The sequence below is a fragment of the Enterococcus mediterraneensis genome (genome assembly GCF_900604485.1).
Taxonomy (GTDB): domain Bacteria; phylum Bacillota; class Bacilli; order Lactobacillales; family Enterococcaceae; genus Enterococcus_C; species Enterococcus_C mediterraneensis.
This window is the reverse complement of record NZ_UWOP01000001.1, coordinates 88,733-110,938: the sequence shown is the minus strand read 5'-3', so window position 1 is coordinate 110,938 and position 22,206 is coordinate 88,733. Positions and strand designations below refer to the sequence as shown.

The 22,206-nt window shown below is 41.8% G+C and carries 21 protein-coding genes and 1 other RNA gene; 19 read left to right on the top strand and 3 right to left on the bottom strand.

Going from position 1 to position 22,206, the window contains the following annotated elements:
• Positions 1-50 precede the first annotated feature (50 nt).
• From EFB00_RS00535 to nth, 8 genes are all read left to right on the top strand, one after another.
• The gene (locus EFB00_RS00535) at positions 51-1,790 is read left to right on the top strand and encodes an ABC transporter ATP-binding protein (RefSeq protein WP_122644997.1); all 1,740 of its coding nucleotides are present in this window, start codon (positions 51-53) and stop codon (positions 1,788-1,790) included.
• The gene (locus tag EFB00_RS00530; protein ID WP_122644996.1) at positions 1,771-3,570 is read left to right on the top strand and encodes an ABC transporter ATP-binding protein; all 1,800 of its coding nucleotides are present in this window, start codon (positions 1,771-1,773) and stop codon (positions 3,568-3,570) included. Before EFB00_RS00535 ends, EFB00_RS00530 begins: the two co-directional genes overlap by 20 nt.
• 225 nt (positions 3,571-3,795) lie before the next feature.
• Positions 3,796-4,674 carry a glucosaminidase domain-containing protein gene (locus tag EFB00_RS00525; protein WP_122644995.1) on the top strand — a complete coding sequence of 293 codons (879 nt, stop codon included), beginning with the start codon at positions 3,796-3,798 and terminating at the stop codon, positions 4,672-4,674.
• Between the two features lie 125 nt (positions 4,675-4,799).
• Positions 4,800-5,729 carry a cysteine synthase A gene (gene cysK, locus EFB00_RS00520; protein WP_122644994.1) on the top strand — a complete coding sequence of 310 codons (930 nt, stop codon included), beginning with the start codon at positions 4,800-4,802 and terminating at the stop codon, positions 5,727-5,729.
• Between the two features lie 163 nt (positions 5,730-5,892).
• Entirely contained in the window at positions 5,893-6,345 is a 453-nt protein-coding gene (locus EFB00_RS00515; RefSeq protein WP_122644993.1) for a Fur family transcriptional regulator, read from the top strand.
• Positions 6,323-6,706, top strand: a complete 384-nt coding sequence (locus EFB00_RS00510) for a RidA family protein (protein ID WP_122644992.1) — start codon at positions 6,323-6,325, stop codon at positions 6,704-6,706. Before EFB00_RS00515 ends, EFB00_RS00510 begins: the two co-directional genes overlap by 23 nt.
• Positions 6,707-6,890: 184 nt before the next feature.
• Complete coding sequence (locus tag EFB00_RS00505; protein WP_122644991.1) at positions 6,891-7,589, top strand: DnaD domain-containing protein; 699 nt, start codon at positions 6,891-6,893, stop codon at positions 7,587-7,589.
• The gene (nth, locus tag EFB00_RS00500; RefSeq protein WP_122644990.1) at positions 7,589-8,245 is read left to right on the top strand and encodes an endonuclease III; all 657 of its coding nucleotides are present in this window, start codon (positions 7,589-7,591) and stop codon (positions 8,243-8,245) included. Before EFB00_RS00505 ends, nth begins: the two co-directional genes overlap by 1 nt.
• 84 nt (positions 8,246-8,329) lie before the next feature.
• Here the strand turns inward: nth and EFB00_RS00495 are convergent, their stop codons facing one another.
• Complete coding sequence (locus EFB00_RS00495) at positions 8,330-10,702, bottom strand: PBP1A family penicillin-binding protein (protein WP_122644989.1); 2,373 nt, start codon at positions 10,700-10,702, stop codon at positions 8,330-8,332.
• A 3-nt stretch (positions 10,703-10,705) separates the two neighbouring features.
• On the bottom strand, positions 10,706-11,341 hold the full coding sequence (gene recU / locus EFB00_RS00490) for a Holliday junction resolvase RecU (RefSeq protein WP_122644988.1): 636 nt from the start codon (positions 11,339-11,341) through the stop codon (positions 10,706-10,708).
• A 63-nt stretch (positions 11,342-11,404) separates the two neighbouring features.
• Here recU and EFB00_RS00485 point away from each other — a divergent pair, with 63 nt between their 5' ends.
• From EFB00_RS00485 to EFB00_RS00450, 8 genes are all read left to right on the top strand, one after another.
• Positions 11,405-11,947, top strand: a complete 543-nt coding sequence (locus EFB00_RS00485; protein ID WP_122644987.1) for an SLOG family protein — start codon at positions 11,405-11,407, stop codon at positions 11,945-11,947.
• A gap of 82 nt (positions 11,948-12,029) precedes the next feature.
• Positions 12,030-12,452: a cell division regulator GpsB gene (gene gpsB / locus EFB00_RS00480; protein WP_122644986.1), complete on the top strand. Its 423-nt coding sequence runs from the start codon at positions 12,030-12,032 to the stop codon at positions 12,450-12,452.
• Positions 12,453-12,481: 29 nt separating this feature from the next.
• Positions 12,482-12,846, top strand: an RNA gene (rnpB, locus tag EFB00_RS00475) — RNase P RNA component class B.
• A 67-nt stretch (positions 12,847-12,913) separates the two neighbouring features.
• Entirely contained in the window at positions 12,914-14,077 is a 1,164-nt protein-coding gene (locus EFB00_RS00470; protein WP_122644985.1) for a THUMP domain-containing class I SAM-dependent RNA methyltransferase, read from the top strand.
• Positions 14,078-14,080: 3 nt separating this feature from the next.
• Positions 14,081-15,580, top strand: coding sequence for a carboxypeptidase M32 (locus EFB00_RS00465; RefSeq protein WP_122644984.1), 1,500 nt, complete (start codon positions 14,081-14,083; stop codon positions 15,578-15,580).
• A 33-nt stretch (positions 15,581-15,613) separates the two neighbouring features.
• Entirely contained in the window at positions 15,614-16,264 is a 651-nt protein-coding gene (locus EFB00_RS00460) for an HD domain-containing protein (protein ID WP_122644983.1), read from the top strand.
• A 120-nt stretch (positions 16,265-16,384) separates the two neighbouring features.
• Complete coding sequence (locus EFB00_RS00455) at positions 16,385-16,750, top strand: hypothetical protein (RefSeq protein ID WP_241153381.1); 366 nt, start codon at positions 16,385-16,387, stop codon at positions 16,748-16,750.
• Positions 16,751-16,761: 11 nt separating this feature from the next.
• The gene (locus EFB00_RS00450) at positions 16,762-16,974 is read left to right on the top strand and encodes a hypothetical protein (RefSeq protein ID WP_122644981.1); all 213 of its coding nucleotides are present in this window, start codon (positions 16,762-16,764) and stop codon (positions 16,972-16,974) included.
• Positions 16,975-17,085: 111 nt separating this feature from the next.
• Here the strand turns inward: EFB00_RS00450 and EFB00_RS00445 are convergent, their stop codons facing one another.
• Positions 17,086-17,403: a hypothetical protein gene (locus tag EFB00_RS00445; RefSeq protein ID WP_122644980.1), complete on the bottom strand. Its 318-nt coding sequence runs from the start codon at positions 17,401-17,403 to the stop codon at positions 17,086-17,088.
• An 89-nt stretch (positions 17,404-17,492) separates the two neighbouring features.
• On the opposite strand from EFB00_RS00445, the gene EFB00_RS00440 reads away from it, so the two are divergent.
• The 3 genes from EFB00_RS00440 to EFB00_RS00430 all read left to right on the top strand — a co-directional run bounded on the left by EFB00_RS00440 (position 17,493) and on the right by EFB00_RS00430 (position 22,160).
• Positions 17,493-18,644, top strand: coding sequence for a VanZ family protein (locus EFB00_RS00440; protein WP_122644979.1), 1,152 nt, complete (start codon positions 17,493-17,495; stop codon positions 18,642-18,644).
• A 60-nt stretch (positions 18,645-18,704) separates the two neighbouring features.
• A complete protein-coding gene (locus EFB00_RS00435) occupies positions 18,705-20,051 on the top strand; it encodes a DEAD/DEAH box helicase (protein WP_122644978.1) in 1,347 nt (448 codons plus the stop codon).
• A gap of 315 nt (positions 20,052-20,366) precedes the next feature.
• A complete protein-coding gene (locus tag EFB00_RS00430; RefSeq protein ID WP_122644977.1) occupies positions 20,367-22,160 on the top strand; it encodes a heavy metal translocating P-type ATPase in 1,794 nt (597 codons plus the stop codon).
• Positions 22,161-22,206 lie beyond the last annotated feature (46 nt).

Sequence of the window (22,206 nt, the reverse complement as noted above, 5' to 3'; positions counted from 1 at the left end):
TGTAACGTTACGTTACACTTTATTCTACCATAAGAGAAGGAGGGAAAAAGATGAAATTATTAAAAGTCTTTTTTAAAGAGTATCGTAAAATGTTCTTTATCACCTTCATCCTAATGATCGTGCAAGCTGTTGGGACACTTTTGGTTCCTTACTATGTTGCTGAAATTATTGATGAGGGTATTTTAACGCAAAATCAGGAGGCTATTTGGAAAAACGGCGGATTCATGCTGGCGATCGCAGGCATAACAGGGATTTTCGCTGTCATCGCCAGTTATTATTCGGCGGTTTTATCTGGGCGTTTTGGCTATTTTCTGCGTAAAAAGCTGATCGCTAAAACCCAGCAGCTGTCGATTTCTGATATGGATGATTTTGGTACGCCGACCTTGCTTGCTAGAACAACAAGTGATATCACCAATATTCAGCAAATCATGATGATGGTCCTGCAGATGATCATTCCGGCACCGCTGATTTGTCTTGCTTCCATCATATTGACGGGAATGATTTCTTGGCAATTTGTCTGGATCCCTATCGTATCTATCGTTTTATTTTCAGTAGTTTCGTTATTGATCATCAAAAAAGCGATTCCTTTAGCGGATGTGATGCAGCGGAGAATGGACAAGATGGTGCAGATCTTACGAGAATTCTACACTGGTGTCCGAGTGATCCGGGCGTTCAATAAGACAGGTTTTGAGAAAGAACGAACAGACAAAACCTTCAATAACTACGCGGCGGTCATGATCCGGGTCAATAAACTTTTTGCCATTTTAAATCCGACTGTCAATCTAGTGATGGGATTGAGTATGACAGCGGTATTAGCATTTGGCGGAACGCTTGCGGTGCAACGAACAGTACCGATCGGCAGTTTGACTGCTATCAGTGAATATACTGTTTTGAGTCTCTGGTTTTTGACGATGGCGGCAATGGTCATCGTGATGATCCCTAAAGCCCTGGCTTCTTTGGAAAGGATCGCAGAAGTTTTAGCGAAAACACCAGAAATCAGCAACGGCGAGAAATCAACTTTGGAGATGCAGGAAAATGCGCCGATCGCAGTTTTTGATCAAGTAGATTTTTCTTACAGCGGAGCAGAAGAGCCGGTTTTGTCCAATATTTCTTTTACGATCCCTAAAGGAGTAATGGCTATCGTAGGCGGTACCGGATCTGGAAAAAGTACGATCGCCAAAGCGCTATTGCGATTCAAAGACACCACAAACGGAACGATTTATTTTGGCGGTGAGCCGATCCAAAACGTGGATCAAACAGCGTTGCGGGAAAAAATCAGCTATGTTCCCCAGAAAGCCTTCTTGTTTAGTGGAACGATCCGCGACAATTTTCTTTTTGGAAATCCAGCGGCTACGGAAGAAGAAATGAATGAAGTGGCAAAAGTAGCGCAGGCAGCTGAATTTATCGATTCATTGGAACAGAGATTCGAAGCAGTCGTCGCTCAAAAAGGCAACAACTTTTCCGGCGGTCAAAAACAGCGCTTGAGTATCGCGCGGGCGTTGATCAAGCCGGCACATCTGTATTTCTTTGATGACAGCTTTTCGGCTTTAGACTATCAAACTGATGCCAAGCTCCGAAAAGCATTGAAGACTTATCTAAAAGATGCCGCGATCGTGATCGTTGCCCAACGGCTTTCTACCATCAAAGACGCTGATCAGATCATCGTTTTAGAAGAAGGGAAGATTGTCGGTATCGGCACTCATGAGAGTCTCCTTGCTTCATGCCGGGTCTATCAAGAGTTTGCCAAATCACAAGGAATGGAGGAAAGGTATGAGCACAAAGCAGTTTAAAGAAAAAGATACAGAAACACCAAAAGAATTTAAAAAAACCGGTCTGCGTCTTTTTAAATTATTGGCAGAACAAAAAGGCCGTTTTGCGATCATCATAGCTTCAGCCATTTGCTTTGCAGTGTTGATGGCGGTTATTCCCTTGATTTTAGGATGGGGATTAGACGCCATTATTTCCCTAGTACAACAAGGCGATGTTACAGGAAATAATTTATTTGCTGTATTATTGCGGCCAGTACTGCTGCTTTTTCTGGCTTGGGGCGGTGTTTCTTTGTTTTCGCTTTTGCAGGAATATACAATGGCCAGTGTCGCTGAGACATTGACATTACGTCTTAGAAAAACAATGACTGATAAATTGAACCATTTGCCGATGAAGTTTTATGATCAATATAAAACCGGCGACATTTTAGCACGAGCAACCCTTGATTTGGACAAAGTATCAGAGGTTTTGCAAGTGGGATTGATGAAGCTGATTTCCGCGATTTTATCCATCGTGATCGGACTAGGATTGATGATTTATTTGAGTCCTCTCCTTACAGTAGGGATCGTTGTGATTTTATTGATCAGTCTGTTTTTAACAAACGTTTTGGCTAAAAAAAATCAAGTGTATTTTTCAGAGAATCAAGCGGCATTAGGTGCTGTCGGAACGAAAGCTGAAGAAGATTATTCCGGTAATCTTCTGATTAAGGCTTACAATCGGCAGCAGGAAACAGAAGCAGAATTAGACAAACTAAATGAAGCGCAATTTCAAGCATTTAAAAAAGCGCAATTCGTAAGTTTTGCTATCAATCCATTGATCCGATTGATCAATCAGCTGGGGTTTGTGACTAGTGCTGTGGTGGGCGGGATCATGGTTATCAATGGACAATTGTCTATTGGTTTAGTCCAAGCCTATCTGCAATATGTCAATCAAGTTTCTGAACCTATCACACAAGTATCTTATGTTATCAATAGTCTGCAAAGCGCTTTTGCCGCATTGGAACGTATTTTTGAGATCTTAGATTTACCAGAAGAAAAAGAAAATACATTGAATCTGCCGGTGCCGGAAAAATTAAAAGGAGAAGTAGCCTTTAAACACGTGGCGTTTGGTTATCAAAAAGGACAGCTTTTGATGGAAGATGTCAATTTTCAAGTGAAGCCAAAACAAATGGTGGCGATCGTAGGACCAACTGGTGCTGGGAAAACCACGATGATCAACTTATTGATGCGTTTTTATGATGTAGCAAAAGGACAGATCGAAGTCGACGGGAAAAATATCAGCCGCTTTTCTCGTGCGGAAATCCGGCAAAAGTTCGGTATGGTATTGCAAGATACATGGCTGTTTGAAGGGACTGTGGCTGATAACATTGCCTATGGACGCCCTGACGCTACTAGAGAAGAGATCATTCAAGCGGCTAAGGATGCTCAATGTCACCATTTTATCCAAACACTGCCGGAAGGATATGAGACCATTATTTCAACCGATGGCAGTCAGATCTCCCAAGGACAACAGCAGTTGCTGACGATTGCCAGAGCGATCCTTGCCGATCCTCAGCTGTTGATCTTGGATGAAGCGACGTCTAGTGTTGATACACGGACGGAAGGGATGATCCAGCAAGCGATGGACAAATTGACTGCGAAACGAACCAGCTTTGTAATCGCCCATCGCTTGTCGACGATCAAGAATGCTGATTTGATCTTAGTAATGAAAGACGGAACCATCATTGAAAAAGGCAGTCATCACAGTTTGATGGAAAAAGGCAGTTTTTATGCCAATCTTTACAACAGTCAATTTGCGAGTTAACGAAAAAATTTCTTGAATTATTCCCCAGTCTTTACATATAGCTGGGGAATTTTTTGAACGAATTTTGATCAAGCGGATTTTCTTTAAAAATGAATGTTTCAATAAGATGAGTTATATTAAAAAAAGATTACATGCCGTATTTTAATTGTTGTTTCTTCAGAAAGGATTTATAATGAAAAAGTTAAGAAAAGGAAAAGTTTCTCTAAAGGCTTATGGAGGTTGGGCATGAATCAATATCAAACACGCAGTCAAAGACATCAGGCGAAACCTGCTGTCAAATTTAATAAAACAGCATTAGTGTCAGTTGTTGGAGCCGGTCTATTAGTAACTCCTAGCGCTATGGCTTTGATGCCGGCACAAGCTAGTGCGGCAGAATATCAAACGGCAGACGAAGTATCTGCATTTATCGATCAAATCGGTTGGGTTGCCTCAGAAGTTGCCAATGCCAACGATTTATACGCTTCCGTAATGATCGCACAAGCTTTGCTGGAAAGCGGCAATGGGACTTCATTGCTGGGCAGTGCTCCTTATTATAATCTTTTTGGCGTAAAAGGCTCTTATAACGGTCAATCTGTTTATTTACCTACTCAAGAATATCTGAACGGTCAATGGGTCACCATGAATGAACCGTTTCGTCAATATAATTCATATTGGGAATCATTCCAAGATCATGCGAATGTATTGAGAAGCACCAGTTTTTCAACTGGTACCGCTCATTACTCAGGAACGTGGAAAAGCAATACATCCAGTTATATGGATGCAACAGCTTATTTGACAGGGCGTTATGCTACAGACCCTGGGTATACACAAAAATTGAATTGGCTGATCCAGTCGTATAATCTGACTCGTTTCGATACACCGGCAAACGGTACAACGACACAAACGACTACCAGTCAAACAGTAACAACACAAACAACTCAGACTCAAACACAAACAACTCAAACAACACAGACAACAAGTACAGGATCTGGAACTTACACCGTTGTTTCCGGTGATACGTTGTGGGATATCGCAGCGGCTCATGGTCTTTCAGTCGATCAATTGATGTCTATGAATGGATTGAGCAGCGATACCCTTATGGTTGGGCAACAATTGACAGTGTGATCTGTCACGAATACAATTATAGATCAGTGAGCTGTGACAGATGTCACAGCTCTTTTTTAATGCAAATTATTCGCAAGATCAGTAGACATTCGTTATGATGAAGTTAGTAAAAAGGAGGAGTCTATATGTCAAAGATCTATCAATCGATCACTGAACTGATCGGTCATACACCAATCGTCAAATTGAATCAGATAGTTCCTGAAGGGTCCGCAGATGTTTATGTAAAATTGGAATTTTTCAATCCCGGCAGTAGTGTGAAGGATCGCATCGCATTGAGCATGATCGAAAAAGCCGAAATAGAGGGACAACTGCACCCTGGAGATACGATCATCGAGCCGACTTCAGGAAATACAGGAATCGGATTGGCAATGGTAGGAGCTGCAAAAGGATACCATGTCATCGTTGTTATGCCTGAAACAATGAGTATCGAACGGCGTAAATTGATGCAAGCGTACGGCGCAGAATTGATTTTGACACCAGGATCGGAAGGAATCAAAGGATCGATCACAAAAGCGACGGAATTAGCTAAAGAGCATGGGTATTTCTTGCCGCTGCAATTTGAAAACCCTGCCAATCCTGAAGTCCACGAAAAAACTACAGGTAAAGAGATTCAGGAAGATTTCGGTGTGCAAGGATTAGACGCTTTTGTTGCGGGGATCGGTACTGGCGGAACCATCACCGGAGCTGGACATGAGCTGAAACGCGTTTATCCGAAAATCAAAGTATATGGGGTCGAGCCTGCAGAATCCGCAGTGTTGGAAGGCGGCGAACCTGGTCCCCATAAAATCCAAGGAATCGGTACCGGTTTTATCCCGAATACACTTGATACGAATGTTTATGATCAAGTCCTTTCGGTAGCTAGCGACGAAGCAATGGCCACAGCTAGAGAAGTAGGAGCCAAAGAAGGTATCCTTGTAGGGATCTCAGCGGGTGCGGCAATCAATGCTGCATTAAGAGTGGCCAAAGAATTAGGTGCAGGCAAAAAGGTCTTAGCAATCGTCCCAGATAATGGTGAAAGATACTTATCAACAGCGCTTTATCAATTTGAAGAGTAATAAAATAAGGTAGTGGCGAGATTTTTATTCAGACAATTTTGATCGACCAAAGAAATGTGACTGATGTCTTATTCCTTTGGTCGATTTTTTTGATTGCAACTAGAATTTTTGTCGTGAAAATAGTATGATAAAGATACTAAAAATAAGAAAAGGGAAGATGCAGATGGAAAGTTCAACGTTAGAACACGCAGTCGAACGGTTGAAAAAAGACAACGTGCGCATCACGCCGCAACGATATGCCGTACTGCAATATTTAGTTCAACACCATTCCCATCCTACTGCAGATGAAATCTATCATGCGATCGCTGCTGATTTTCCGAATATGAGTGTAGCGACTGTCTATAATAATTTACGTTTGTTTACAGAAATCGGGTTTGTTACAGAGATGAAATACGGCGATGCTTCCAGCCGCTTTGATTTTTCTTCAAAGCCTCACTATCATGCGATTTGTCAAAATTGCGGGAAGATCGTTGATTTTTATTATCCCGGCTTGGAAGATGTAGAGATGGCAGCGAGCAAATTGACGGGTTTTGAAATCAATGAGCATCGTTTAGAAGTTTATGGACTATGTTCACAATGTAAGGAGGAACAATATGAAAACAATACGAACAAATGAGGCTCCTAAAGCAATCGGTCCCTACGCGCAAGGAAAGGTCGTGAACGGTTTTTTATTCGCTTCCGGTCAGATCGCGCTAGATCTAAAAAGCGGTGAATTAATAGGAAAAACGATCCAAGAACAAACTCGTCAAGTACTGAAAAATGTCGAAGCAATCTTAACTGCGGCGGGCACAAATAAAGAGAATGTGGTAAAAACGACCTGCTTTTTAAAAAATATGGCGGACTTTACAGCATTCAATGAAATCTATGGAGAATTTTTTACTGGCGATGTACTGCCGGCTCGTTCAGCGGTAGAAGCTCGTTTACCTAAAGACGCTTTAGTAGAAATAGAGATCATCGCTTCAGTTCCTGAAAAGTAAGTTCAGATAGGTAAATATAAATCGTTTTTTAAAAGTCTTTTTAAAAACTTTGTAGACGGATCGCTGTTCCTCGTAACAGCGGTCTTTTTGAATACAGCAAAGGTGTCAGCTGCTTTTTGAAAAATCGGTTTGAGGTAGTGAAAACATAGAAGATAAAGTATACTAGAAAAGAAGGGAGTAACAGATGATATCTTTAAAAGAGTATTTAAACAGCGGACAAACTGTCCTTTCTAATATCGTTTTAGCCAATTATCGTCGGATCGGTATGACGAATGAGGAGTTCTTATTTTGGCTGCAACTGTATCGTCATCATCAATCCGGCAATGACTTTCCTGATCTATCGATCATCGCAAAAGATCTTGAGATGGAGCAGCAGGAGATTTTTGCGCTTTTGAATCAGCTGGTACAAAAACAGGTGATCGAGATCGAAACATTAACAGATGCATTCGGCAAGAAGAATGACCGTTATAATTTTGAGCCGATTTTTGATAAATTGGAACAATTGATGGAACAGCAACAAAAGAAAGTTGTGAAAAAAGAACAAGAGGACAAAGTAGCGACTCTTTACCGCACGTTTGAGGAAGAATTTGGCCGTACCTTATCACCTATTCAATATCAGCGAATCGGTCAATGGCTGGAAGAAGACCGATACAGTCCTGAATTGATTCTGCTGGCGCTAAAAGAAGCAGTCCTGAATCAAAAGTATAATTTCAATTATATCGATGCAATTTTGTTGAACTGGGAAAAGAACCAGATAAATACAAAAGAACAAGTCGATGCTGAACGCAAGCGCCGCAAAAGACATCAGATGCAAAAAGAAGCACCCCAAACCAAAAAACTTCCTGAGATCTCTCTATATAACTGGTTGGAAGGTGAGGAGTAATGCTAAGCAAAGAAAAAACACGAGAAGCTATTCGGCTGATGGCGGAAATGTTTCCTGATGCTCACGGTGAATTGGTACACGAAAACGCCTTTCAATTACTGATCGCCGTTATCTTGAGTGCGCAGGCAACAGATGTATCAGTCAATAAAGCGACACCCGGTTTATTTCAAGCTTTTCCGACACCGGAAGCATTAGCAGAAGCACCCTTAGAAGCGATCATCGACAAGATCCGTACGATCGGGCTTTATCGAAATAAGGCAAAGAATATCAAAGCCTGCGCGCAAATGCTGTTAGATGATTTTGCCGGCGAGGTTCCCAAAACCAGAGAAGAGTTGATGCGTCTGCCGGGTGTGGGGCGTAAAACAGCGAATGTCGTGATGGGAGATGCCTTTGGTGTTCCGGCGATCGCGGTAGATACACACGTAGAACGGGTATCAAAACGCCTCAGAATCTGTAAACTGAACGCCAACGTATTGGAAGTAGAAGAAACACTGATGCGTAAATTACCGGAGGAAACGTGGGTGGATACACATCATACGATGATTTTTTTCGGACGTTATCACTGTACTGCACGAGCACCAAAATGCGAGAGTTGTCCGTTATTGTCTTTGTGTCAGGATGGCAAAGAGCGCATGCGGGCAAGACAAGGAAAATAAAAAAAGGAACAGTTCAGAAATCACGATTTCTGAACTGTTCCTTTTTGATTGTCGAAGTTGTTCAGATAAATTTCAATAACATTTTTATTGCTGATCGTTTTCGTTGTCGCCGTTGTCAGCATTATTGCCGTTATTCTCATTATTTTCGTTTCCGTTATTGCCGTTATTCCCGTTGTTCCCTGTATTGTTTTCTCCGTCAGGGGGCGCCGAAGAGCTTGAGCTAGGCTGTGTCTCCGCTGATGACTCACTGCTGGAAGACGGTACACTTTCTGGCTGGGAAGTGCTGGATGATACAGGTTCTTCTGACGAAGAAGATTCAGTCGTCTCGCTGGTGGTACTGCTTGTACTGCTAGAGCTGCTTGAGCTAGGAAGTACCGAAGACGCTGGCGCTGAACTGGATGAAGGTGCTACTTGGGTCTGATAATTGTCTTTCCAGTAAAGTTCCCCGTCAATGCGAATCAGATCATTAGGAATGGTCCAATCTTGATTGTCGGAATCAGCTGAAACATATTGCATCAATTCGCGATAAACGTCAGAAGCCACATGGGTGGATGCGTCAGTAATTGGTGTCAGTTTTTTGTTATATCCTGTCCAAACAGACAACGCGTATTGCGGTGTATAACCAACAAAGGTGATGTCCGGATAGACGCCTTGCGTCTGACCAATCTTTTCTAATTCATCGTCAGTATAGTTTGATGTCCCGGTTTTGCCGGCTTGATATAATCCGTCAATCAACGCGTTGGTCCCGGTACCTTTGGTGATCACATCTTTCAAAACATCCGTGACCATATAAGCAGTTCCTTTATCCATCGCTTTTTGTCCTTCTGGTTTGAATTCATCTGTTGATCCGTCTTGGTAAACGATCTTGCTGACATATTGCGGTTTGTAATAAGTACCGCCGTTTGCGAATGCGGCATAAGCTGCAGCCATTTTTAAGGAAGAAGCACCGTATTTTGTGCCGTCTTGCGTATCGGTGTTGCTAGAGATCGCATTTGACTGAACGATCGATTTATAGCTGATGCCTAAACCTTTCAGAAAGGCAGCGACCTTATCAGCGCCGACTTCATCAAAAAGTTTTGTCGCTGGGACATTCCGTGATTCATAAAGAGCGGTCCGTAACGTGATATTGCCCATATACTGGTTATCCCAGTTTTTGACATCGATATCTGTTCCTGTGTATTGATAAGGTTCATCAGCGATTCGTCTGCCAGGTGAATACTGTAATTCTTGGAATGCTGGACCATAATCAGTGACCGGCTTCATTGTTGAACCGAAGTCTCGAGCAGTACTTACAGCCAGATTGTTCCCGAAAACGACATCGTCTGCAATATTTCGTCCGCCGATTTGAGCGAGGACTTTGCCGGTGTTGGTATCCACCAACGTGCTGGCAACTTGCATATCTTTATCAGGGTAATTGACATAATCGTCGGTATTGACGATCTTGTACAGACGTTCTTGTGCAGCCATATCAATATTCAAATGAACTTCTAAGCCATCCGTATAGACATCTTTACCGGTTTTTTCTGAAACTTCAACAATCGCTTCTTTGATATAGTTATCGGCGATTTTTGAATTCACAGCTTTTTTCTTGAGGTTGTCGAAGCTGACTAGGCCATCATCGATTTTTGTATCTTTTGCTTTTTTATATTCAGATTCGGTGATCTTCTTGTTGTTTAACATTGTATAAAGAACGGTGTCTCGACGTTCTTTTGCCTGTTCGGGATTTTGATAAGGATCATAATAACTTGGTGCTTGCGGCAGACCGGCGATCAAGGCTGTTTGTGCTAAGGAAAGATCTTTTAGTTCTTTCCCATAATAAGTTTTGGCAGCCGTCTGCATTCCATAGATCCCGTTGGAAAGATATACTTTGTTGATGTAATAAGTCAGTATCTCTTGTTTTGATTTCTGCTGTTCCAACTTCAGTGCCAACCATGCTTCTTGCGCTTTCCGTCTCAGTGTCTGATCAGAAGCTTTGGTAGAGAAAAAAGAGAGCTTGATCAATTGCTGAGTCAGTGTACTCCCGCCTTGTAATCCGCCGGAAGTGACATTGGAAAGAGCGGAACCGATGATACGGATAGGGTCGACCCCGATATGCTTATAAAACCGTCTGTCTTCTACAGATACGATCGCGTCTTCCAATAATTGCGGTACATCTTGCGGCGCGATCTTTTCACGATTTTCAGCGCCCAAATCCATTATCAGGTCTCCGTTACTGGCAAAAAATTTCGTTGATGCCGGCGCGTCCAATTTTTTTTCGGATAACTCTGGGGCATCTTTGGCATAAAAGGCAAATAATGCAAGACCAGATAAAAAGGCGATACAGCCGGCGATCACAAGACCACCAATGATTTTTAGGATCAATGATCCTGCCGAGCGTTTTTTTGCCGGCTTATTTTTTTGTCCCTTTTTATTTGGGGTGCTGCGCTTTGCCATGCGCGACTGAGTATCATTAGGCATAGTTTACAAAACTCCTTTGTCTTCTAAATATTTTTGGACAGCTTCAAGATAAGGGATTCTTGGAGCGATCCCTGGAACGATCTCGATTCCGATTTCTTCTATCAATGAAAGGGAAAGGGACTTTTTCCCCGTACTTTTTTGCAGATCCCAGTGAGTGATCAAGTGGGCGCTGTCTAAAAAGAAACAGCGATTCAAACTTGAAAACCAGAGCAATACAAAACAAATCCCTGATTGTGCGAGGCAGCTTTTCATGTGTTCGATTTGGTGGGAGTGAAAATTTTTAAAAGGAAACGAGGTTTTATTTTGTGTTTCTTTTGCTTCAAAGTCCAGATAAAAGCCCTTATAGACACCGTTATAGTCGGTGGTGGAGGCTTCCTTGAAATAGGCTTCTTTGATCACCGCAGCGCTCCTTCTGGGATAATCCACTTTGACGATCTGGATGGGAGTCGGTTTTTTGTGGACGACTGCCAGCTGGTGATTGAGGTAATAATCATTGCTGATATTGATCGCTTCTTCAAATCGCATGCCGCGATTGCTGAAATCGACAGCTAGGCGTTGTTTTTCTTTTGAACTTTGTGTATGCTTAGCTTGTGATTGATTTTGGGAATAGATTTGTCCATTTGGATAGCGTATTACCATGTTTTTCACACTCCTACCGAGCCATTATACCAAAAAGCCAATTAGAAAGAAAAGGGATGGATGATGGAAACCCTCAAAACCATGATATTGACCGGATATCGCAGCTACGAATTAGGCGTTTTTCAAGAGAAAGACCCAAAAATCGAAATCATTAAGAAAAGTATAAAAAATACGCTGATCCGTTATTTAGAAGAAGGATTAGAGTGGATTTTGATCAGCGGCAATCTTGGAGTGGAATTATGGGGGGCAGAAGTGGTATTTTCACTGCAAAAAGAGTATCCTGAATTGAAACTGGGAGTGATTTTCCCTTTTGCGGATTTTGGCAGTCAATGGAATGAGAAAAATCAGGAAAAATTAAGTCTGATCAAGAGCCAAGCAGACTATGTCGATGCTGTCAGTCATGAAGCGTATAAAAATCCCAGTCAGCTGAAAAACCATACTCGTTTTTTGCTGGAGCACTCGGGAGGCGTGGTCATGGTGTATGACGAAGAATTTCCAGGAAAAAATCAATATTTTTTAAAAGAAGCGCAGGATTTTTCTGAAACACATGAGTATCTGATCGATAAAATTACGATGGATGACTTGCAAAATGTAATAAATGAATGATTCTGTTTGATTTCTCGCTATTTTTTGATAAAATAATTGAGAAGGCTATGAATGAATAGATGAAAACTAATGAGGTGTAAGAATGGCAAATTTAATTTACAGTCCAAAAGATATTCTGCAACAAGAATTCAAAACAAAGATGCGGGGATATGATCCAGTAGAAGTAGATGAATTTTTGGACAATATCATCAAAGATTATGAAAGTTATAATAAAGAATTGTTGGCTTTGCAAGAAGAAAACGATCGCTTGAACGCGAAAGTTGCTCAATTATCAAAAACGCAAGCTACTACTTCTCGTGTTCAAACAGAAGCTCCTAAGAGTCAAACTGTAACGAACTTTGATATTTTGAAACGTTTGTCAAATCTTGAAAAAGAAGTATTTGGTAAAAAGCTTGATCAAGATACTTACAATAACAACGAAGCTACACGTTCTTCACAAAACTTCAGCAAAAATTATTCTAACGCTGACAATAGTGATGACAATGAAAAAACACGTCAATTTTAATTTTTGAACAAATATGAATAATTTCTGTGATTTTCGGGTAATCGCGGTTTGACTAGATCAAGCTGAGGAAAGTCCATGCTCGCACAGACTGCGATGTCTGTAGTGTTCGTGCCTGGCGAAAAAATAAGCCAGGGTACATGAGAATGTAACGGCAGGAAAACAAGCTAAGGCCTCGGCTATGCTTTAGTATCCTTGAAAGTGCCACAGTGACGAAGCAACTTGAGGAAACTCAGTTGGTGGAACGCGGTAAACCCCTCGAGCGAGCAACCCAAACGATGGTAGGGGCGCTTCTTGGACGGAAATGAACGGACAAGAGGGCAAATTTTTGCAGATAGATGATTACCCCTCATATTTACTCCCTGAGAAGTATGAGGACAGAACATGGCTTACAGAAAATCACAGGTATTCAGGGAATCCTTCCAATAAATGGGAGGTTTTTTTTATAATTAAGGAGAGCAAATATGGATAAAAATCAAGAATTTGATTTGCTTGCGACTGCTGCCAGCGGTCTAGAAGCATTAGTTGGAAAAGAATTACGGGATCTAGGGATCGATTGTCAGGTAGAAAACGGCAGAGCCCGCTTCAAAGGAACCATGGAAACGATCGCCAAAGCAAATTTGTGGCTGCGGACCGCTGACCGGGTAAAAATCGTCGTTGGTGAATTTGATGCGTATAGTTTTGATGAACTATTTGAAAAAGTCAAAGCATTGCCGTGGGAAGATTTTTTGCCGTTAGACGCGAATTTCCCAGTAGCCGGCAGATCTATCAAGTCAAAATTATACAGTGTGCCGGATTGCCAAGCGATCACTAAAAAAGCGATCGTCAATCGGTTGCGGGAATTTTACCACCGTCCAGCGACAGTTCCTTTAGCGGAAACAGGTGCATTGTTCCAGTTAGAAGTCGCATTATTGAAAGATCATGTAGTAGTGACATTGGATACGACTGGCCCAAGTCTATTCAAGCGGGGCTATCGCTTGGAAAAAGGCGGCGCGCCTTTAAAAGAAAATATGGCGGCGGCACTAGTGATGCTGACAAATTGGCGCAAAGACCGTCCGTTTGTTGATCCTGTTTGCGGTTCTGGTACGATTTGTATCGAAGCAGCATTGATCGGCCATAATATCGCCCCTGGTTTCAACCGGGAGTTTGCTTGTGAAGCTTGGGATTGGTTTTCAGAAGAAGTTTTTGAAACAGTTCGGGCAGATGCTGAGGAGCAAGCCGATTATGATTATCCGTTAGATATCACAGGAACAGACATCAACGGAAAAATGATCGAGATCGCGCAAGCCAACGCCGAAGAGATCGGATTGGGTGATTCCATCACTTTCAAACAGCAAGCGGTCAAAGATTTCAAAACGGAAAAAGAATACGGTGTGATCGTGGCGAACCCTCCTTACGGTGAACGTCTAGGAGAAGAAGAAAGTGTCCGGAAGCTTTACGGTGAGATGGGGCAGGTTTTCCGACCGTTGAAGACATGGAGCAAATATATATTGACCAGCGATCTGACTTTTGAAGAATATTACGGGGAGAAAGCGACTAAAAAACGGAAACTATATAACGGTGCATTGCGTACCGATTTGTTTCAATATTGGGGGCAGCGTCCTCCGAAAAACAAGGGGATGGAATAATAGATGAGGGAACAAGAATTTTTACAAGAATTGAAGGAAATGAATCTATTGATGCAGGCGATGGGAATCCTGGGTTGGGATTCTCAGACCGGGATGCCGGAAAAAGCCAGCGAGGAACGCAGCGAAGTCGACAGTTATCTTTATGGTCTTTATTTCAATAAATTGATCGGACCAAAAATCAAAGAAGCAGTGGACTATTTTGGCGAACATCCGGATGAGCTTTCAGAAGTCGGCAAGGCTGCTTATGAAGTAGTTAAAAAAGATTATGAATTGAATCAGTCGGTGCCTCAAGAAAAAATGGTGGAATATTCTGCTGCTATGTCAAAAGCCCACACTGCTTGGCAACAATCTCGGAAAAGCAAAGATTTCGCTGATTTCCGCGACGCTTTATCTGAAAATATCCGATTGACAAAAGAGTTGATCCCTTATTGGAAGAAAAAAGAAGCCACCGATTACGATGTTTTACTAAATCAATATGAACCGGATATGACGGTGGAGGTTTTAGATAAAGTCTTTGCTCAATTGCGGGATGGGATCATTGAGATCCGGAAAACTTTAGCGGAGAAAGGCACTGAGCCCAACACTGAATTCTTGACTCGAAAGATGACAAAAGAACAACAAAAACGCTTCATTACCAAAGTGGTGGAAGAGTTGGGATACGATTTCTCGCGTGGGCGTTTGGATGATACGATCCATCCATTTGCGACAGGGATCAATCACAATGATGTTCGATTAACAACTCGTTGGAACGAGCATGATTTTTCAATGGCAGTCTTTGGCGTGATCCATGAAGCAGGACACGGAATGTATGAACAAGATATCGACGCAAAATATGCATACACACCGGTTCATCAAGGAGCATCAATGGGGATCCATGAATCGCAATCATTGTTCAATGAGATTATTATCGGAAGCAATCGCGCTTTTTGGGAAAAACAATATCCATTCTTCCAAGAATGTGCAGAAGGGACCTTTGATGATGTTTCCTTTGATGATTTTTACGCTTCATTGAAACGGACACAAGCCAGCTTGATCCGGATCGAAGCGGATAGTCTGACTTATCCGTTACACATCATCATTCGTTATGAATTGGAAAAATTGATTTTCAATGGGCAAGCCAGCGTTGACGAATTGCCGGAACTTTGGAATCAAAAGTATGAAGAGTATCTGGGGATCCGTCCGGAAAATGATTTGGAAGGGATCTTACAAGATGTACACTGGTCAGGAGCAAGTTTTGGCTACTTCCCATCGTATGCTCTAGGATATATGTACGCGGCACAATTGCGCCACGCGATGGCAAAAGAAGTGGATCTTGATGAAGTGTTGGCTTCTAACGATTACACTCTTATCAAAGAATGGTTGTGCAAACATATCCATCAATATGGGGCTTCAAGAAAACCAAACCAATTGGTCAAAGACGCAACAGGGGAAGCGTTGAATCCGCAGTATTTGATCGATTACTTGAGAGAGATCTATTTTTCTGTCTATAACGTCCAAGGATAATGAGACGTCAATAACTTAAAAAGAGGTTGAACAGTGAAAGAACAACTGGAACAGATCATTGCATTTGCTAAAGAACGCTTGCAAGATGATCGAACAGGACACGATTTTGCCCATGCCCAAAGAGTGGCTAGATTGGCAGAATCGATTTTAAAGGACGAAGATAAAATTTTCTGTGACAAAACGATCATCCTAACTTCTGCATACCTGCACGACACAATAGATGATAAGGTCGTACCTGATCCAGAGAAGGCCTTGCAGGAGGTTGAAGATTTTCTTCATTCATTAGGATTGCAAGAAAAACAGATTCAAGAGATCCTATATATCATTACTCACTTATCTTTTTCGCAAGAAATCGAGCATGGAAAAGCAGATCTTTCATTAGAAGGACAAATTGTCCAAGATGCAGATCGTTTAGATGCTTTGGGAGCGATCGGCGTTTTGAGGACCGCCTATTTTGGCGGAGCTCATGGAGATGTGATGTATGATGAGACAGTGGAACCTGTGACTTATACCAGCAAAAAAGATTACCGTAAAGGCTCTACTGTCGTTAATCATTTTTATGAAAAACTGTTTGTCTTGGCCGACGGGATGAATACAGAGTTTGGCAGAAAAGAAGCCTTGCGACGTAAAGAATTCATGGAAAGTTTCTTAGAAGAATTCTATCAAGAATGGCATGGAAAATAATGCAATCTAGAGGTTGAAATGTTGATAAAAATCCGGCGTTTAATTTTTTCTAAACGAAAAACCGTTTATTTTGTTTTTCCCTCTACCTCTCCTATAATCAAGGTATAAGGGAGGATAAACATGTTTTATCAACAAGCATTAAAACCACAAGAATTAGCAAATATTTTAATGTGTGGAAACGTCAGAGAAAGTTTTTTTATGATCCAGGCCCAACTGCCGAATCGTTGTTTTCGAGCAACTGTTTATAAATATGATAATGAATATTTCCTATTGAAAGATACCCATTTATTTTCTTGTATGGAAGCCGTCAAAGATAATCCTCGGGGAAATGAAGATGAAATCTTGCCTTATATCGAAGAAGCGTTAGAAGATAATCTATATGCAATCATTGATGAGGGATTTATTTTGCTGGATCTTTCAACATTCGTTAAAATGGGGATAGATGAAACAAAATTAGATATCCAATATTATGAATTTAGTGATTAGGATGTGATCATATGAAAAAAACCGAATATATCACTCTGAAAGATCAAAATTTGATCGATCTACTGCAAAATGTCGGTGATGATTATACTGCATTGGAAATGATCGATGAAAACAACAACGTCGACGCTGTAGTGATCTCGTTAGGAGATTTTGATTATTTGCTCAGCAAACTAGACGATGAGGAAAAAGCGCAGTTTCTTTCCGACACAGTCGAATTGGACTAGCAGCTCCTATCCACACAATAAACACAAAAAATATCCGAAGGGCAGCGGAATGCTGTCATTCGGATATTTCATTGTTAGGATCGTTGGGATATAGTGTAACAAAGCTATTTTTCACTTTTTTGTTTTGCGGACCCGCAAATAAGCACCATAGATATTGATGATGACCAAGATTGCACCGATGATCAGCGGCAAACCTAACACCATCAATGGATAACCTATTTCTTCTTCTACTTGAAGTCTTGAACTATTGCCAGCTTGATGCAAGGCAAATTGTAAGACTTGGAAGCTGAACGCCGTCAAGAAGCCGGCGATGATAAAATTGACAAAACCCAGATATGGGACGCTTGTTTTCTTACGAAAAATGGTTACTGCAAAATACAATAAGAGCAAAAATAGCGGTACGCCAAACGCAAAATAAACATTTAACATCCAATCACCTCCTATTTCTATCATACTTCAAATAGTTGATTTTTGGAAATAGAGTCGATTGTGATCTTCTAAAAAAAAGGAGGGACCTGATGTCAGCCTACATCATTCCTATTAAGACCGCATTATTGATTTTTCCGTTTTTAGCACTTTTTCTATCAGGATTTTTCCTGATCTATGAGTATCGAAAATACGGCACATTTGTTTTTACGCGAGCGATTATTTTATATTCATTTATTTTTTATCTGTTATGTGCCTACTTTTTAGTGGTCCTGCCGCTGCCGCCGATCAGCGAAGTCGCTCACTATACGTCACCAACTATCGAGTTGCACTTAGGAGCGTCATTACAACATTTTTTACAGCAGACTGTTTTAAATATCAAAGATCCCAGCACGTATTTGCCGGCAATGAAACAAAATGTTTTTTTAGAGCCGATGTTCAATATCCTTTTAGTGGTTCCGTTTGGGGTTTATCTGCGCTATTATTTCAAAGTTTCATTTATAAAGACGATCCTATGGAGTTTTCTACTGTCGCTTTCTTTTGAAACTTTGCAATATACTGGACTGTTATTCATTTATCCACGTCCGTACCGGTTAGCAGATGTCAACGATTTGCTGAATAACACGTTAGGCGGCATGCTGGGTTTTGCGATCGAGCCATTACTGACATTTGTCTTGCCGACACGTAAGGAAATCGATGAAGAAGCTTATGCAAGAGGGCAAGAGGTGACATTTTTCCGCCGGCTTGCGGCATTTGTCATTGACTGGATCGTTCTCTATCTAGTCGCGTTTGCAGCGACAATCGTGTATCGCTTGATCACGAAAGATTACCAAGCGAACTTTGTCGATAATATCTGGTGGTTTTTTGGCGGGGTGTTTCTTTATTTCGTTTGTTTCGCGTATCTTTTCAATGGTCAGACCCTCGGGAAAAAAGCGGTCCGCATTCGTGTAGTGGAGGAGCAACGGGAAAAAATCCGTTTCTCCGCATTGTTGAAACGCTATGGAATCTTGTACTTCTTTTATGGCGGTATCGGTCAGCTGACTGCGTTACTAGCGCCTTTGGTTCAAAGCCGCAATCATTTTATCGTAGCTATTTCCGTATTTTTGTCTCTCTGCGGAGGTGTTTTACAAGTCGTATTCTTTCTCACTATCGGCTGGTCATTTTTCAAAAAGCGTCGGCAGCTATTCTATGAAAAACAAAGTCATACTTATACGATCAGTACGATCCCAATAAAAGAAAAATAGGTGAAATGCAAAAATTGTGCTATAATGCGCAAGGAATCCTCAAAGAAAGAAGGTGCTTAGATGAGTTTTGAAAAATTCAAATTTCAACCATTTATTTATGAAGCATTAGAAGACAAAGGCTTTAATGAGCCTACCGAAGTTCAAGAAAAACTGATCCCTGTCATTCAAAAAGGCCGAAGTGTCGTCGGACAATCGCAAACAGGCAGCGGGAAGACCCATACATTCTTACTTCCGCTATTTGATAAAATCGATCCTGAAAGTGATAAAGTCCAAGTCGTGATCACGGCCCCTAGTCGTGAACTAGCTGGACAAATCTATCAAGCAGCAAAACAAATCGCGCAATTTTCCGATCCGGAGATCCGGGTGACCAATTTTGTCGGAGGAACAGACAAGCAGCGGCAATTGGACCGCTTGAAACACCAACAACCTCATGTGGTCATTGGTACACCAGGAAGAATCTTGGATATGATGAATGAACAGGCGCTGGCAGTCCACACCGCGCAAGCTTTTGTCGTGGATGAAGCCGATATGACATTAGACATGGGCTTTTTGGCAGAAGTCGATCAAATCGCCGGACGTTTACCAGAAAAATTGCAAATGCTGGTCTTCTCCGCAACGATCCCTGAAAAATTGCGGCCGTTTTTAAAGAAATATATGCAAAATCCTTTGATCGAAGAAATCAAAGCAAAAGCGGTGATTTCAGAAACTATCGACAACTGGTTGATCTCTACCAAAGGAAAAAATAAAAATCAACTGATCTATCAATTATTGACGCAAGGACATCCTTATCTAGCGATCGTTTTTGCCAATACGAAACAACGGGTCGATGAGATCACTGATTATCTAAAAGGAAAAGGCTTGAAGGTTGCGAAAATTCATGGCGATGTAACACCGCGGGAACGCAAGCGGGTGATGCGCCAAGTTCAAAATCTCGAGTATCAATACGTCGTAGCGACGGATCTTGCTGCCAGAGGGATCGATATCGAGGGTGTTTCTCACGTGATCAATGCGGAGATCCCCGATGATCTTGATTTCTTCATCCACCGTGTCGGACGGACCGGCAGAAACAATTTGAGCGGGATCGCCATCACATTGTATGATCCGGCTGATGAAAAAATGATCGCGGCCATTGAAAATATCGGTGTGACTTTTGAACCAAAAGAGATCAAAAACGGCGAGATCGTGGACAGCTATGACCGCAATCGTCGTCAAAAACGGGAAAAGACGCGGGATGAGCTTGATCCAACATTGATCGGTTTGGTGAAAAAGAAGAAGAAAAAAATCAAGCCCGGTTATAAGAAAAAGATCCAATGGGCTGTTGATAAAAGCAACAAACAAAAACGCAAAGTCGAACGCCGTCAACAAACTCGTACAGCGCGCAAAAACAAGAAAAATTCTCATCAATAAACAGCTTATCTGGCTTATCTGGCTTATTTGATAGAGAGCAAAATTAATATCTGAATGACAGCAATCATAGAACTGGTTTGAAAATTGGCTTTTGTTCCAATCTTCAAGTCTGGTTTTGCTTGTCGTTTGGATATTTTTTTGCGTTTTTTCCATAAGACAAAGTACAAAATCAGATCCCCATAGTTACTTTTGGAATCTGTCTAATTGTAAATGATTATTTTTTTCATTTAGTTCATTTTCATTTTCATTTTTTAGGAATAAGACTATGCTTTATTTGAAACTTGAAGGATTCAAGTTGTGGAAGTGGGGATGAACATGAGTCATTTTAAAAAATTTTTCTCAACATTATTGATAGGAGCGTTGGCTTGCCTTCTTGAGTTTGTTTTTAATCAATCCCAATGGGCATATCTCTTAGTCGCTATTATGGGGGGTGTGATCACTTTTACTTTGCTGGTAGAGATGATCAAAACGTTACGCTCCGGTAGATATGGCGTAGATATTTTGGCCATCACAGCCATTGTAGCAACGTTGGCGGTTGGTGAGTATTGGGCCAGTTTGATGATCTTGATCATGCTGACAGGCGGGGATAGTTTGGAAGATTATGCTAGTCGTCAAGCAGGACGCGAATTACAATCCTTATTGGATAATTCACCCCAGATCGCCCATCGCAAACAGGGAGATCGTTTGGAAGATCTGACACTGGATCAGGTAAAAGTCGGTGATATTTTGGTGGTCAAACCTCATGAGATCGTTCCGGTTGACGGTGAAGCGTTAGAAGCGGGCAGTGTAGATGAGTCCTCTCTGACTGGCGAATCACGACCAGTAGATAAAAAAGTCGGCGATGAGATCATGTCCGGCGCGATCAACGGAGAAGGCAGTTTGATCTATAAAGTAACTTCGCTGGCGGAAGATTCCCAATACCAGAAAATCGTGAAGCTGGTAAAAGAATCTCAGGAAAAGCCTGCTCATTTTGTCCGGATGGCGGATCGTTACGCTGTTCCGTTTACTGCTGTGGCTTATCTGATCGGAGGGATCGCATGGTTTATCACCAAAAATCCGGTACGGTTTGCCGAGGTTCTGGTAGTTGCTTCTCCGTGTCCATTGATTCTGGCAGCTCCCGTAGCTTTAGTGGCTGGTATGAGCCGTTCCAGCCGTAACGGGATTGTTGTAAAAACCGGGACGACGATCGAAAAATTAGCGGGGGCTAAAACCATTGCTTTTGATAAGACCGGAACGATCACTAAAGGACAACTGACAGTGGCAGAAATCGATCCAGTTCCTGGTCTTTCGAAAGACAAGTTTTTGAGTTATTTGGCCAGTGTGGAACAAGAATCTTTGCACATCCTCGCTCGTTCACTTGTTTCTTATGCTGAAAAAAGAGTCGATCTTTTACCTGTCAGCAATTTGGAAGAAGTCGTAGGGTCGGGAGTACAAGGAGAAATCGATGGAAAGCTGATCAAGATCGGACGTGCGGAATTTGCCCACGCGGAGGTAAAAGCTGGTGAGTCCACGATGATCTTTGCTTCATTGGATGATCGATATATTGGTAGTGTGACGTTTACAGATGAAGTACGTAAAGAAGCAAAAGCAACGATCACACAATTACAAGGTTTAGGTATCACAAGAGAGATCATGCTTACGGGCGATCGCAAAGGAGTAGCGGAATCAATAGCTGAAAAAGTCGGTATTCGTGAAGTTCATGCAGAATGTCTGCCCCAAGATAAAATCACTGTCTTAAAAAGTGTCCCAGAAGAAGAACGGCCTTTGGTAATGATAGGAGACGGTATCAATGATGCTCCGGCGTTAGCGATCGCCGATGTAGGTATCGCCATGGGGGCTCATGGTTCTTCCGCTGCCTCAGAAAGTGCCGATGCGGTTATTTTGAAAGATGATCTAAGTCGGGTGGCGATCGCCGTCAAGGTGTCGCAAGATACGATGAAAATCGCGCGACAATCTGTTTTGATCGGGATCTTCATTTGTGTGGGATTGATGCTTGTTGCAAGTACCGGTGTTATTCCAGCATTGATCGGTGCCATGCTGCAAGAAGTGGTGGATACCGTCTCGATCTTAAGCGCGTTGCGGGCAAAAAATGACGGGAGACAAAGATAATACTGAATCGTTTTTATAAATGTATTCCCATAAGGTTTTGTAAGAT